The organism is Ruegeria sp. CL6, from assembly GCF_056536465.1.
Window position 1 is genome coordinate 220,104 of record NZ_JBQFPR010000001.1, and the last position, 14,364, is coordinate 234,467.

The following is a 14,364-nucleotide window of genomic DNA, read 5'->3' on the forward strand; positions in this document are numbered from 1 at the left end:
TCGAAAATCGGAGGGCGTTACGATGGCGCCCAAGCGTCCCAAAGGTGCGGGCGCGTTCCCGAAGGCGGTCGAAAGCCCCGCGCCGGCAAGACCCGATCCAGATGCGTTGTATGCAGCGCTGGATCTGGGGACAAATAGCTGCCGCATGTTGATAGCCCAGCCCAAGGGCAGCGGGTTCCATGTGGTCGACAGCTTCTCGAAATCCGTGCAGTTGGGCGCGGGTCTTGAGAGAACCGGGCGTTTGTCCCGGTCATCGATGGCGCGCACCATTCAGGCGCTGCGCATCTGCCAGCAAAAGCTGAAGCGCAATAAAGTCAAACGGATGCGACTGGTCGCAACCGAAGCCTGTCGTCGCGCCAAGAACTCACGCGATTTCATCCGCCAGGTGAAACGCGAAACCGGACTGACGCTTGAGATCATCCAGCCCGAGGAGGAGGCACGCCTTGCCGTGATCTCGTGCGCACCGCTGGTTTCAACCAAGACCGAGCAACTGCTGGTCGTGGATATCGGCGGCGGGTCGACCGAATTGGTGTGGATCGACGTTTCCTCTGTTCCGCGCCGGGATCGGCCTGCGGCAATAATGCGCCTGCACAACGGCTTTCACACGGCCGAAAGCCCCTTTCCTGCGGCCAAGGTCGTGGACTGGATCAGTGTTCCGCTGGGCGTCGCGACCCTGCGGGACCAGTTCAACGATGTCGAAGACGATTCGGCCCGGTTTGCCCTGATGAGCTGGTTCTTTGAAGAAAATCTGGCCGATTTTGCCCCCTACAAGGATGAACAGGCGCGTGAAGGGTTTCAGATCGTCGGAACCAGCGGCACGGTCACAACCGTCGCTGCCTCCCACCTTGGTCTCAAGCGATATGACCGGACAAAAGTGGATGGTCTGCGCATGACCAGCGATCAGATTGACAAAGTGATACGCGGTTATCTAGAACTCGGCCCTCAGGGTCGACGCCGGGACCCGCGCATTGGCGATGACCGGCAGGCTCTGATAATGTCCGGCTCGGCCATCTTGCAGGCACTGTTGCGCTGCTGGCCCACCGACCGCCTTTCTGTGGCGGATCGTGGGCTGCGCGAAGGTCTGCTATATGCACAAATGAGCGCGGACGGCGTATTGGAAGACGGACCGTTCTGATGGCGAAGACACCAACTGGCAAAAACACCTCGGGCCGCGGACAGCGCGACCTGAAGGTCAAGGTCAAGACTGCACGCGGGCGCAAGCTCAGCTCGACCCGCTGGCTCGAGCGGCAGTTGAATGACCCGTATGTAAAGCGCGCAACTGCCGAAGGGTATCGCGGGCGCGCGGCCTATAAGATATTGGAGCTGGACGACAAGTTTCGCTTTCTGGTCCCCGGCGCGCGGGTTGTTGATCTGGGCTGCGCTCCCGGCGGCTGGTTGCAGGTCGCCGTCAAACGGGTGAACGCGCTGGGCGAAAAAAGCGGCAAGCGGATCGGCACGGTTCTGGGCGTAGACCTGCAAGAGGTCGAGCCCGTCGCGGGTGCCACGGCCCATGTGCTGGATTTCATGGAGGACGACGCCGACCAGAAGGTCAAGGACTGGCTGGGCGGCAAGGCGGATGTGGTGATGTCGGACATGGCCGCCGCCTCATCGGGGCACAAGCAGACCGACCACTTGCGGATCATGGCACTGTGCGAGACAGCCGCATATTTCGCTTTCGACGTGCTGGAAGAAGGCGGCACCTTCGTGGCCAAGGTCTTGGCAGGTGGCGCCGAGGGCGATCTGCAAAAGCTGCTGAAACAGAAATTCACCAAGGTGGCCAACGTAAAGCCACCTGCATCCCGGTCAGACAGTTCTGAAAAGTTTGTTGTTGCTACTGGGTTTAGGGGCAACTCTTAATCTTCAAGCGAAACTCGCTCTTCGGTCAGAACCTGCTCGCGCAGAGACGCCGCAGCGATACCCTGCAGCAGCAGAGCCTCTCCGTGATTCAGGTATTGCGGCTTGCGTGTGCGCAGGTCTTCAATGCGCTGAGACATTGATAGCGGCCGTTGCAGCTGCGATATGCGAACCGGTTTTCCAAACATTTCAAACCCCTTACCCGAGAAAGTTTCCACTCTTTCCGGTTTGGATACCCCGAGAATTTGCCGTGAACATGGCCGAAAGCGGGTTTTACAATGCCAATTCAGCGCCCGATCTGAGCCTGCAGTTGCAGCAGTTCAGGATGGTTCGGAACCCGCAACAACCCTTGGGCAAGAACGTCTCGTGCAGCCTCGACCCCTCGGTTCAGTTGAACGAGTTGAACCAATATCGGCCATGCTTCCGCACGCTGAGGGTCAAGGGTTATCACTTCAGTAAAGGCACGCTCGGCTGCTTTTGGATTGCGAAGCGTCAATGCCATGCCACCCAGCACCATGTGCGTTTCGGGAAAGTCCAGGCGATTGGCTATCGCGCCCTGCCACTCGGACATGCCCTGCCCGGCCCGCTCGCCTTGTTCACGAGTCAATGCCTGCGGCGGTATGGTCAGGAACTCTTTTGCCGCAGCGATCCGCACATTTCTGCGCGGGTCCGACAGTAAGGGTTCCAATCGCAGCACCCGATCCGACATGCCTGCATGTCGTTGCAGCGGCGCTGCGTTGGCACGGACAATCGGATCGTCATCGGTCAGCAGAGCCACCGTCTGTGCCGCAATTTCGTCCGAGCCAAAATCCTGCAGTAAATAAGCCGCCGTTGCGCGAACGATACCGGCCTGCCCGCGATCGTTGGCGATATCCAGCAATGCGGCGGGTCCATCTGCGCGGCCCGACATCACTTGCTGGAACGTTGTGCCATAATGTGCGCCACGGTGTTCCGACTGCGGAAACCATGCCTCAATCTGTGTCGCTGCCCATTCCTGATCTTTATCCTCGTGACAATCGGTGCAGGCATCTTCGCCAAGCCCCAAGTCAGGACGCGGGACGCGGAAACTATGATCGCGCCGACCGTCAACACCCATGTAGACACGCTCGATCATGTGGCATGACTTACACTGCGCACCATCGCTGCCGTCAGGATGGTGATGATGATCCGTCAAGTCGTACTCTTTTGCTTTCAAAGTCGGAAAGCGACTGTTCCCTGCGAGAGAATGACACTGGGTGCAGACCCCATTCCCTTCGGCCAGCAGAGTTGCGCTGTGGGGCTCGTGGCAATCCATGCACCCTACGCCTTGCGCGTACATCTTGGACTGCAGGAACGATCCATAGACATAAACTTCGTCCTGTATCTGCCCGTCGAGATGGTACAATCCCGGCCTCAGCACCGCGAGGTTATAGGCATCGTGGTACGGAGTTCCCGGCAAGGGATTGCCGTCACCATGCGCTTCGCGGCGCGAATGGCATCCGGCACATTGCTGGATTTCAGCCTCGGTCTGGCCGCTGCCCCAATCCATGTTGAACCCGTATTCTGTCAGGTCGCCGCTAACGCTCTGACCTTTTGTCCAGTCGATATGGGCAGAGCCCGGACCATGACACGCCTCACACCCGACGCCGATTTCCGATTGCGTTGACGTGTAACTGCGGGTCTGAGTGTCATAGTTCTTTTCAAATCCAGTTGCATGACATTCCGCGCAACGGGCATTCCAATTCTTGTAAGGACCAGTCCAATGCAACCCGTCATCCGGGGGCAGGTCCTGATCGGGATAGAGGTGAAACCAACGCTTCTTCTCGGTATCCCAAACCACGTCAAAGCTCTGCAAACGCCCCGGCTCGGTTTCAAACAGGTATTGCTGCAATGGCGCGATACCGACCACCGAATGCACATCATACTCGGTCGATACACCGTCTTTTTCGGTGACCCGAGCACGCAGGGTATCGTCATTGGAAAACTCGACGGACATGCCGTCATGCTCAAACCTGGTGCCGTCAAAATCAGCGGCAACGTGACCGGCATCTGCCTCGGTCCACGCCAATGCGTGATGAGAACTGGCCCATGCGTCGGCTTCGGCCTGATGACACTCAGTACATTGATCCGAGCCGACATAGGTCGGGACCTGTGCCCAAGCGAACGACGGATAAAGCACGAATAAACCGAAAAAGAAGTGTCTCAATCTACGGTCCCTTTGCCCGAATTTTGAAGGTCCATCAAAGCACCGTTAAATTCAGCACCCAGTATCAGGATCGCCGCGCATAGATACAGGAAGATCAAAGCCGCCATTGCCCCGGCCAATCCCGCATAGGTCGTGCTGTAAGTTGCAAACTGACCAATATAGATCGAGAACCCCCATCCCCCGGCAGCCCAAAGCGCCAGCGTAAGAACTACACCGGGCAAAATCTGCATCACGGAATGTCGGCGCGTCGGCAAAAGAAGATGCGCCAGGATCACCGTTCCGGCTGGCACCGCGACCGTGAACGTCCATCGCAGCCGATCCACCGACAACCACTCTGACACGTTTACATCGGTTCTTTCAGACACAAGTTTTGTGTAAACCGGCAAAACCACTTCGACCGCAGCAATCGCTAAAATCGTGGCACCACCGATTACCACCAACGCCAGACAGAACAGCCGGGTTTTCCAGAACGGCCAGCTATCGTGATCATGATACGCCTGATTCATCGCTGCACGAACGGCCACAACACCGTTGGATGCGAAGAACACGGCCAGTAAGCCCCCAATGGTTATGACGCCTGAACCGGACTGTTCCAGCACGGCCCGCAACTCGGCCACAATGGGATCGGCCACGTCCTGTGGCCAAGCCCCGAAGATCAGCTCAATCAGTTCGTTGGTGACGTAATCCTGAGACAAGGATCCGGCCAAAGCCACGGTAAACAAAACGAACGGAAACAGAGCCAGCATAAGGGACATGGCGACATGACTGCTCATGACTAACCCGTTCTTGGCACCAAAGCGACCAAGGGCCAGCCACAGCGCCTGTAGAGGTCGGCCAAATAGGGGAATCACGTTCGCGTTCATGCCCAGACCCTACCCCGGCTCATGGGATGACAGAACCATCAAAACCAACATGAAGACAAATTAACCCGCACAAACACTTGCGTGCATTGCATAATCCGGCGCGGCTGTGCAGGATCGGTACAGAAAATCCAAATCGGGGTGATTTCAGCGCAGCGGCGGAAAAAAGATGCCTTTGGACCAAAACGATACGTACACGACGCCCCGGCTGAAACTGGCCGTCGTCCGCGATACGGCCATTGTTGCCACGCTGACCGTGCTGGGCCTGTATGCCGGGTCTGCATTTCTAATCCCGTTGACGATGGCCTTGCTGATCAACGTGCTGATTATCGCACTCAGCGACCGCGTTATCTCGGTGACCCGCGCCCCTGTCTGGATCGCAAACGTAGCGGGCGTCACCGTCGTTTTGGCCGGGTTGTTCATGATCATGTATATTCTAGGCAGTCAGGCGACCCAATTTGCACGATCCATCAGCGCCTATGAAAACCAGTTTGACGGGGCCGTGAGCCGGATCACGGGGCTGGTCGGCAATGACATAACCAAGTTCATCAGGGACAATCTGATCAGTATCGACATGTCCTACGTCGCGCGCGTTCTATTGGGCAGCGCCACTTCGCTGCTGAACCACTTTTTTCTGATCAGCCTTTATGTCGCATTCCTCATGGCGGAACGTCTGGCCTTTCGCAAAAAGATACAGTTGGCGGCGGGAAACCCTCAGACCGGGGCCGAGTTCGCATCGGTGCTGGATGCGATTTCCTATAGCCTGCAGCGTTACGTCGGCGTCAAAACATTCATTAGCATTATTACGGCCGGTATCAGCTATTCGGTCTTCAAGATGCTGGGCCTTGAATACGCCGAGACATGGGCCGTACTTACCTTTGCACTGAACTTCATCCCCTCGATTGGATCAATCATTGCCGTGATCTTTCCGGCGATGATCGCGCTTGTTCAGTTCGATACCATCGGGCCTTTCCTGATCATCGTGTTTGGCTGCGGAACGATCCAGTTCCTGATCGGCAACTTTCTGGACCCGGCCATGCTGGGACGCTCGCTGAACATGTCCACGTTCCTCGTTATTCTGGCCCTGACCTTCTGGACGACAGTCTGGGGCATGATCGGAGCCTTTTTGAGCGTTCCCTTGACGGTCTGCATTCTTATCGTATTCAGCCACATTCCTGCGTTGCGCCCGATCGCAATTCTGATGTCACTGGACGGGCGATTGGGCGAAGACCAACGGCCAGGGCAAGACACGTAAGCAATGGGCCCCCTGTTTCTCGGATCGGAAATCTATCGCCACTCGACATATGGGTCGAAACACCCGCTATCGATACCGCGCGTCTCTACGGTTATGGATCTTTGTCAGGCGCTGAGATGGCTGCCCCCCGAACCGTACCGGACCAGTCCGCGCGCAACGCCAAGCGCCCTTCAGATATTTCATACTCCTGACTATATCACCGCGCTTCAGACAGCGGAAAAGACGCTTTCCGTGTCGGAAGAAACGCGCGAGAAATATGGCCTCGGGACAATTTCAAATCCAGTTTTCGCCGAGATGTACCGTCGGCCCGCAACAGCGGCGGGTGGTTCGATACTGGCGGCAGACCTGCTGAAAAACGGGGGGATCATCTACAACCCGGCCGGGGGCACCCATCACGGGCTTCGTAACCGAGCAAGCGGATTCTGCTATCTGAACGACCCCGTGTTGGCGATCATGACGTTCTTGAGTGCGGGTTTGGAGCGTATCGTGTACGTAGATATCGACGCCCACCATTGCGACGGAGTCGAGGCCGCCTTTCACGGCTCTGACAAAGTCCGGATGATCTCGGTCCATGAGGCACGTCGCTGGCCCTTTACCGGCGCGCTTGAGGACACCGCAGGGGGTGCTGCGTTCAATCTTCCGGTCGCGCGAGGTCTAAATGATGATGAGTTCTATGCAATTCTGGATCAGGTGATCCTGCCCGCTACGGTCGCATTTCGCCCACAGGCGATTGTCCTTCAATGCGGCGCGGATGCGGTCGCCGAAGACCCTCTCAAACAACGCCCAATGGCGCGCTGTAGCAAGCCTTCGGGATATGGCGCCCCGGCTTCTTGTTCTAGGCGGCGGTGGCTATAACCCGTGGTCAGTCGCCCGGCTGTGGAGCAGCGTCTGGGCGACGCTCAACAACATTGAAATTCCAGACAAATTGAACGCGCGAGCTCAGTCGGTGCTACGCGACCTGACATGGAACAGGGCTGCTGGGAAAAACCCACCCCAGCATTGGTTTGATACACTTCGCGATCCACCCAACAACGGCGAAATCCGGCCCGAACTGCTGGTTGACATTCAACGTCTTTCAAACCGGATTTCATAGTGGATCGGCAACTTAAGGGCTGATAACGTCCGATAATTACTGCATATTCCAGACCACTCGAATTCACCAAGGTCAAACTTGCCTTTTCACGGCATCCAGCTTGCATTTGGACCCCAGAAAATGACTGCACTTGAACAAATAAACGACCTCAAGGCCCGAATGGGACAAGCCATCATCGGCCAGACCGAGGTCATTGACCGACTGATTATCGGCTTGCTGGCAAACGGCAACCTTTTGATCGAAGGCTTGCCGGGGCTTGCCAAGACGCGGGCCGTCAAAGCGATGGCGCGCAACATGGATGCCAGTTTCAGCCGGATTCAGTTTACACCCGACCTTCTTCCATCAGACGTGACCGGAACCGAAGTGTTTCTGCAAACCAAAACTGGCAGCACCTTTCGCTTCGACCCCGGCCCGATCTTCGCCAACATCGTTTTGGCGGACGAGATAAACCGAGCCCCCGCCAAGGTTCAGGCCGCGCTGCTCGAGGCGATGGAGGAACGACAGGTTACCGTCTCGGGCACCACGCATAAAATGGACCCGCTGTTCATTGTGATGGCAACGCAAAACCCTATTGAGCAAGAGGGCACCTACCCCCTGCCCGAAGCGCAAATGGACCGGTTCCTGATGCACGTCCAGATCACCTATCCTCCGGTCGAGGACGAGGTCGAAGTCATACGTCTGGTCCGAAACGAAGAAATCGCAACCGGCGGCGGGTCGGCAGGCGAACACCCTGCCCCAATACCACAAGACGCCGTCTTCGCTGCGCGGTCCGAAATTGGCCAAGTCCATGTCTCGGACGCGATGGATAGATATATGGCCGATCTTGTGCAGGCGACCCGCACACCGGAAAACCTCAGCGATGAGCTTGCGGAATGGATTGAGATCGGAGCCAGCCCCCGTGCGTCATTGGCGTTGGACAAATGCGGGCGCGCTCATGCCTGGATGAACGGGCGCGACTATGTCGACCCCGCCGACATTCGTGCCATTGCCCATGACGTCTTTCGCCACCGCATCTCCCTAAGTTTTGAAGCGCAAGGAAGTGCCAAGACAGCCGATGATGTCATTGCCGAAATCCTGCGTCTTGTGGCCTTGCCGTAAGAGGTGACCTTGGCGCAGACAGCCACATATCCCCTAGACCCGCGCATCCATGTGGATGCCGAGCACCTATTGCGATTGGGTCCAAAATCGCGAGCGCTAAGCCTTTTGCCCCGGCAACCTGCGCGGTCAATCCTGAACGGGCGTCACGCGTCTCGCCTGCGCGGACGCGGGCTGAACTTTGAAGAATTGCGCACATATTTGCCGGGTGACGACATTCGTACAATCGACTGGAAAGTCACCGCACGCACCGGCGAGCCGCATGTCAGGGTTTACACAGAAGAACGGGATCGGCCCGCCCTTTTGCTGGTCGACCAGCGCGTGTCGATGTTCTTTGGAACCGTGGAATATACAAAGTCGGTTGTCGCGGCCGAAGCAGCCGCCATTGCCGCGCACCGTGTTCTGCGACAAGGGGACCGCGTCGGGGGGATCGTCTTTGGCGACACGGATCTGGCCGAGCATCGACCACAAAGACGCGCAGTTTCTTTGTCTCGGTTCCTGTCCTCAATCGGGGCGTTGAATTGTGGACTGAGCGCATCATCGCACCCGAACCCGACGGTGGCGCTTAACGATGTACTCAAGCAAGCGGTCGCGCTTGCCCACACCAATGCACTGATTTGCGTTTTTTCAGATTTTGACGGCCTGAACGAAGATTCCGAGCGCCTTTTCAGCAAGTTGTCGCGCTCAAACGATCTAATTCTGTTCAACATCTTCGACCCGAGTTCACAAGTATTGCCCAAGGATGTGAAGCTCACAGTTTCGGATGGTATTAGCCAGATCGAAATAGACAGCTCAGCCCCTGACATGTCCGACCGGATCAAATCCGCGCTGGAAAACAGGCTGTCTCGGTTGAACTTGTGGTCGCGCCGATATGGGTTCCCGATTGTTCCGCTGACCACGTCCGAAGCTGCGCTGGATCAGTTGCTCAGGCTTTTTGGCCATCCAAGGGGCGCGCGATGAACCCTGATGTCGAAGGCAAATCGCTGGTTGAACTGCTGGACATGCTCGCGCTCGCACCCGCGCCCGACCCTGTTTCCATGCTTCCGCAGACGTGGGGTTGGGTGGTTCTGAGTATTTTCTTGGCGGCTGGTATCGTTTTTGTCACCTACAGATACCGTCGGCATCGTCTGGCAAACGCGTATCGACGCGCTGCTCTCGTCGAACTTGAAGATATTGGCGACGATACTGCAAAGATTGCGGAACTGCTCCGGCGCACAGCGCTGGCGGCGTACCCGCGCGAAACCGTCGCCAGCCTCTATGGGCAAGATTGGCTGAACTTCCTCAACCAAGCCGTTGATAAAAAACTGTTTACCAACCCAAACAGCCATGAATTGCTAACGGCTCCCTACGCCGGAGGTACGTCAAACGCCGAAGTCGCAAAACTTGCTCGGGACTGGATTAAGTTCCACAAGGTGGAAAGGAGAGGCTGATGTACTCATTCGCCGCACCTTGGGTCTTTTTACTGTTGCCTCTGCCCGTGCTGGTATATTGGCTTGTTCCTCCACGAGAAGAAAAGGTTAGCGCAACGCGCATACCCTTTTTCCGCCATGTTGCAGAGGCGGCGGGAATTGAAACAAAGACCGGCTCGGTTGTTTTGAATCGCACGTGGGCTCAGTCATCGGTGGCTATCTTGGTTTGGGTTCTATTGATCACGGCCCTGTCCCGCCCGGAAAAGCTGGCCGAGCCGGTGGTAATTGAGAAATCAGCCCGAGATGTAGTGCTGGCGCTCGACATTTCCGGATCTATGGATCAACGCGATTTCACGTCAACCGAAGGATCCCCAAAGCAACGATTGGCTGCCGTAAAGGATGTTCTGCGCGAGTTCATTGAGGATCGTCAGGGGGACCGGATGGCGCTGATCATCTTTGGAACCCGCGCCTTTGTGCAGGCTCCTTTTACCGAAGACCTACAAAGTTTGAATGGGTTCCTGGACCAAACTCAAGTTGGCATGGCAGGCCCGAACACGGCCCTCGGCGACGCCATAGGGCTTGGCATCCGCCTTTTTGACTCCAGCGAAGTCGATCAGCGCCTGATGATCGTTCTTAGTGACGGAGCCGATACATCGAGCCGCATGACACCAGTCAACGCTTCTTCAATCGCTGCGGAAAAAGGCGTCGTCATCTACACGGTCGGGGTTGGTGACCCCAATGCAACCGGTGAAGATCGCGTAGACCTGCAAGCCTTACAGGACATCGCACGCGCGACGGGCGGACAGTATTTCTTTGCCGATGACGAAACCGCGCTGGCGCAGGTCTATCAACAGATAGATGAGCAAAACCCGCGCGTTGTAGAAACTCAAAGCTACCGACCGCGCGATGACCTGGCGCATATTCCCCTCATTATTGCCCTTGCTTTGATTTTGCTCAGCTCTGCTGGCTTTCACTTTTCCCGTCGTTATCGGAGCACCCAATGATTGATGCTCTGACAGAATTTCATTTTATCCGAACAGCTTGGCTTCTGTTGTTGATACCGATTGCGGTTCTTTGGTGGGTTATACGCCCAAAGGCCAAGGGGCCGCGTGACCTTCCCTCTGGCATAGCGCCTCATCTTGCCAAAGCCTTGCAACTGGGCGCAGAGGATCAAAGGCGCGTCTATCCAGCGGACATCGTGATGTTCATCGCGGGACTGCTCACTTTGGCGGCCGCCGGGCCGACGTGGTCGCGCGCGCCGAACCCCCTGGTCGCGGACACAGCACCATTGGTTATCGCGCTAAAGGTGACGGACAGCATGGACAGCGCCGATCTGTCCCCCTCGCGCCTGGAGCGCGCAAAGTACAAGATATCGGATATGATCAACTTGCGATCTGGCGCAAGAACAGCCCTGATCGCCTATGCAGGAACATCGCACCGCGTCGCGCCACTGGCTGAGGATGCCAATATCCTTCGACCGCTGCTGGAAGGGCTAACTCCTGCCGTGATGCCCAAACAGGGGGATGCTGCCGCCGACGCATTGGCAATGGCTCAAGACATACTGGCGGACTCTGACACGCCCGGCGCTGTCTTGTATGTGCTGGATGACATCGAGCCGTCTCAGATTCCCGAAATGCAGGACGCTACGACGGACCTGCTGTTCCTGACAATGCTGCGAGACGGGGACAGGATCGTTCAGTTGGACACTCTGAAAAACGCTACAGTGGTTCCGTTTTCAGCAGGTGATCAGGACATAACCCGGCTGCATCGGAAAATTCAGACGTCTTACATCAACGCGCTGGATGAGGAAGACCAGCTCGACTGGCAAGACAAGGGATGGATATTGGTCTGGCCGGCCGCGCTGTTGTCACTTCTGTGGTTCAGGCAAGGATGGGTCATTCGATGGGCGCTTTTGCTTCTGTTCGTCGTGCAACCCTCTGGGCCAGCTTTTGCGCAAGGATGGCGGGACTGGTTTCTCACACCAGACCAGCAAGGCCAGATCGCAATGGACAGAAAAAATTACTCCCAAGCCGCAGAGCTTTTCCAAGACCCCTACCATAAGGGGTATGCGATGCTAAAAGCAGGTCAGTATCCCGAGGCGGCTGAGGTTTTTTCAGCAATGAACACACCAGAGGCCGCTTTTGCCGAGGGCATGGCCCGCATACGAAACCGCGAATACCGCCCGGCAATTTCTGCCTTTGAAACCGCACTGGAACGACGCCCGGGCTGGCCCGAAGCTCAACACAACCTAGTCGTTGCCAACGCTATTCTGGAGTTCGTAGAAACCACACGTGAGCAATCAGATACGGGCGAAGAAGCCGGCATCGGGGCTGACGACACCGTTTTCGACAATGAAGATGCACGTGGTCAGGACACAACTGTGCAGGCGCAGAGCGAAGGTGCCCAACCCATGTCTGCCGACCAATGGATCAGCGCAATCGACACCGATATGCAGGACTTTCTCAAAAATCGGTTCCTGTTGGAAAATCAGGTTCAGTCACAATGAGATACGTCTTGATACTCATCTTGGCTTTGGTCCCATCCGTCGCCTTTTCGCAAGCGTCACCGACGATACAGCCTTTGGTTTCCATGGACACCCCGGAAGGTGAAGTTATCGTCGGACAACCCACTATTGTTCGCATGAAGGTCTTGGTGCCGACATACATGCCGTCACCGCCAATATTTCCCTCTCTGGAGCAGGAAAATCTTCTGGTTCGCTTGCCCGAACGCGCATCCGGCCCTGTCAGTGAAACGATAGATGGAGAAACGTGGTCAGGTGTCCAGCGCAGTTATCGCCTTTATCCTTTGCGGTCCGGCACGATTGATCTGGGGCAGTTGGATATTGCGGTCACATTTGCCGATCCCGACAGCAATGAACCGGTTGAGGTTACCGTCTCACTTCCCCAAACGACTATCAATGCTGTGGTTCCGAAAGCAGCCTCAACACTGAACCCGTTGATAATTGCAACAGGCTTCACCGTCGAACAAGAGCTTGAAGGCGCGCCAGAATTACAGGCCGGAGGATCAATCACGCGCCGGCTCACCGCTCGGATTTCCGGGACAACACCGATTTTGATACCCGCTTTGATCCCGGAAAATCAGGATGAACTGCTGCGGGCCTATCCAAAAGAACCGCGCTTTACGGAAACCGAAGATCGCGGGGTTCTTTCAGGCCAGCGGATAGATGAAGTGGTATATTTGGCCCAGTCCGGCGGAACCACGCAGCTTCCAGCGGTTGTTTTTGAATGGTTCAATCTGGGGACCAATCAGGTTGAAACGATCCAAATACCGTCTGTGGACCTGAAATTACAGGCGCCCGAACCCGCACCAAGGGATCCTCAGGACGTTCTAAGGGCATTGGCGTGGTTAGCACTCATTGGGGTGTTGGCTTGGGCAGGGCTGCGATGGGCCGTGCCACGTTTTCGCGATGTTCGCAAAGCGCGCAGGCGCGCGTATCAGGCATCATCTCAGTTTGCCCTTGCCCAGTTGAGGCACGCGCTGAAATCGCAGGACTTATCCGCCGCATACTCTGCGTTAGAACTTTGGAAGAAACGCAGCGAAAACAAAACGAACCTGAGCGTTATTGAAGCAGCATTGACCCAAATTGGGGCTACGCTATACGCGCCAAATTCTACAGAACAAAAAGCTAATTGGTCTGCAGCAATCGCCGCGCTGGATCACCTTAAGAACACACCACGGAACGACACCTCACCGCTGCCGCCCCTCAACCCATAGCGATCAATTTTGACAGTTCGCGATCAATGCCCTTCTGTCCTTTAACAATACGCGACCATACCCGACCTCGACCAAACCCAGATCAGCCAGCCGGTGCAGGCTTCGATGCAGCGTCGGCTGGGAAACGGCGATCATCTCGGCCAACTCCTCCTGCGACACATCAATCCAGCCGTCTGACTTGGAAGTGCCCTCATCCAGATGAAGCAAGCGCAGAGCTAGCCGTTTTTCTGTTCCGGTGACGACCAGATTGGCCATGATGCGCAGCGCCGTTTGCATATTTTCCTGGGTCAGCGCATAGAAGTCCCGGATGTAGTGAGGGCTTTCCTGCACCAGCTTGGCGATACGAGTGTTCGGGAAAAATAGAGAACGGGTTTTCTGCGTGGTCAAAACGCTGACCAATCTGGGCGTGTCCGCGAACAATGCGAGATCGCCAACCCAGAAACCCGCGCCTTCGCGATGAATGACGAACTCCTGCCCGTCATCGGCCGGAACGGTGATTTGAACCCCGCCGCTTAGAACGGCAAAAATTCCGTTGACCGCGTCACCGTGGTGATACAGCGCCTCACACGCGTCAAAGCACTTTGCGATCCCGCACTCCAACAAGTCACGCTGAAACGCAGCCGAGCGATTGCTGAACCACCCACCATTTCGCAAGGCTTTAAGATTATTAGCTTTGTCAAACATTAGAAATTTCCAAACTTATCAATTGATAAGTTTTTAGCACAAATCATGGCCTATGCTAAACCCGTTCGATTCCCGCTGTTACGCATTTTCATAGCTCATAGTCGAACCACCTTTCAGGTAGCGTTTTAAGCAACTTAGCGCACCAAATTTAGGAATGTATCAAGGGGCCATGCTGGTCCCCTCAAATCGGGAGA

Annotated in this window: 13 protein-coding genes and 1 pseudogene; 10 read left to right on the forward strand and 4 right to left on the reverse strand. The window is 56.3% G+C overall.

The window, feature by feature from the left end:
* Positions 1-22 precede the first annotated feature (22 nt).
* Together ACR0LH_RS01145 and ACR0LH_RS01150 are read left to right on the forward strand one after the other, a co-directional pair.
* Positions 23-1,135 carry a Ppx/GppA phosphatase family protein gene (locus tag ACR0LH_RS01145; RefSeq protein ID WP_170389311.1) on the forward strand — a complete coding sequence of 371 codons (1,113 nt, stop codon included), beginning with the start codon at positions 23-25 and terminating at the stop codon, positions 1,133-1,135.
* Positions 1,135-1,857 carry an RlmE family RNA methyltransferase gene (locus tag ACR0LH_RS01150; RefSeq protein ID WP_170389256.1) on the forward strand — a complete coding sequence of 241 codons (723 nt, stop codon included), beginning with the start codon at positions 1,135-1,137 and terminating at the stop codon, positions 1,855-1,857. The genes ACR0LH_RS01145 and ACR0LH_RS01150 overlap by 1 nt, the downstream gene beginning before the upstream one ends.
* Here ACR0LH_RS01150 and ACR0LH_RS01155 read toward each other — a convergent pair.
* The 3 genes from ACR0LH_RS01155 to ACR0LH_RS01165 all read right to left on the reverse strand — a co-directional run bounded on the left by ACR0LH_RS01155 (position 1,854) and on the right by ACR0LH_RS01165 (position 4,902).
* A complete protein-coding gene (locus ACR0LH_RS01155; protein WP_170481963.1) occupies positions 1,854-1,994 on the reverse strand; it encodes a hypothetical protein in 141 nt (46 codons plus the stop codon). The genes ACR0LH_RS01150 and ACR0LH_RS01155 overlap by 4 nt on opposite strands.
* A gap of 146 nt (positions 1,995-2,140) precedes the next feature.
* Entirely contained in the window at positions 2,141-4,039 is a 1,899-nt protein-coding gene (locus tag ACR0LH_RS01160) for a cytochrome c3 family protein (protein WP_480719312.1), read from the reverse strand.
* Positions 4,036-4,902, reverse strand: coding sequence for a YihY/virulence factor BrkB family protein (locus ACR0LH_RS01165; RefSeq protein ID WP_480719313.1), 867 nt, complete (start codon positions 4,900-4,902; stop codon positions 4,036-4,038). The genes ACR0LH_RS01160 and ACR0LH_RS01165 overlap by 4 nt, the downstream gene beginning before the upstream one ends.
* A gap of 166 nt (positions 4,903-5,068) precedes the next feature.
* Between ACR0LH_RS01165 and ACR0LH_RS01170 the strand changes: the two genes are divergently transcribed.
* The 8 genes and pseudogenes from ACR0LH_RS01170 to ACR0LH_RS01205 all read left to right on the forward strand — a co-directional run bounded on the left by ACR0LH_RS01170 (position 5,069) and on the right by ACR0LH_RS01205 (position 13,486).
* Positions 5,069-6,154: an AI-2E family transporter gene (locus ACR0LH_RS01170; protein WP_480719314.1), complete on the forward strand. Its 1,086-nt coding sequence runs from the start codon at positions 5,069-5,071 to the stop codon at positions 6,152-6,154.
* 3 nt (positions 6,155-6,157) lie between these two features.
* A pseudogene (locus tag ACR0LH_RS01175) lies at positions 6,158-7,247 on the forward strand (acetoin utilization protein AcuC).
* A 120-nt stretch (positions 7,248-7,367) separates the two neighbouring features.
* Positions 7,368-8,345, forward strand: coding sequence for an AAA family ATPase (locus tag ACR0LH_RS01180; protein ID WP_480719315.1), 978 nt, complete (start codon positions 7,368-7,370; stop codon positions 8,343-8,345).
* Positions 8,346-8,348: 3 nt separating this feature from the next.
* Complete coding sequence (locus tag ACR0LH_RS01185) at positions 8,349-9,302, forward strand: DUF58 domain-containing protein (protein ID WP_480719316.1); 954 nt, start codon at positions 8,349-8,351, stop codon at positions 9,300-9,302.
* On the forward strand, positions 9,299-9,772 hold the full coding sequence (locus ACR0LH_RS01190; protein ID WP_480719317.1) for a DUF4381 domain-containing protein: 474 nt from the start codon (positions 9,299-9,301) through the stop codon (positions 9,770-9,772). The genes ACR0LH_RS01185 and ACR0LH_RS01190 overlap by 4 nt, the downstream gene beginning before the upstream one ends.
* The gene (locus ACR0LH_RS01195; RefSeq protein WP_480719318.1) at positions 9,772-10,755 is read left to right on the forward strand and encodes a VWA domain-containing protein; all 984 of its coding nucleotides are present in this window, start codon (positions 9,772-9,774) and stop codon (positions 10,753-10,755) included. Before ACR0LH_RS01190 ends, ACR0LH_RS01195 begins: the two co-directional genes overlap by 1 nt.
* Entirely contained in the window at positions 10,752-12,257 is a 1,506-nt protein-coding gene (locus ACR0LH_RS01200) for a VWA domain-containing protein (protein WP_480719319.1), read from the forward strand. The genes ACR0LH_RS01195 and ACR0LH_RS01200 overlap by 4 nt, the downstream gene beginning before the upstream one ends.
* Positions 12,258-12,265: 8 nt before the next feature.
* Positions 12,266-13,486, forward strand: coding sequence for a hypothetical protein (locus tag ACR0LH_RS01205; protein WP_480719320.1), 1,221 nt, complete (start codon positions 12,266-12,268; stop codon positions 13,484-13,486).
* A 3-nt stretch (positions 13,487-13,489) separates the two neighbouring features.
* On the opposite strand, the gene ACR0LH_RS01210 is transcribed toward ACR0LH_RS01205, so the two are convergent.
* On the reverse strand, positions 13,490-14,170 hold the full coding sequence (locus ACR0LH_RS01210) for a Crp/Fnr family transcriptional regulator (protein WP_170481932.1): 681 nt from the start codon (positions 14,168-14,170) through the stop codon (positions 13,490-13,492).
* Between the last annotated feature and the right edge of the window lie 194 nt (positions 14,171-14,364).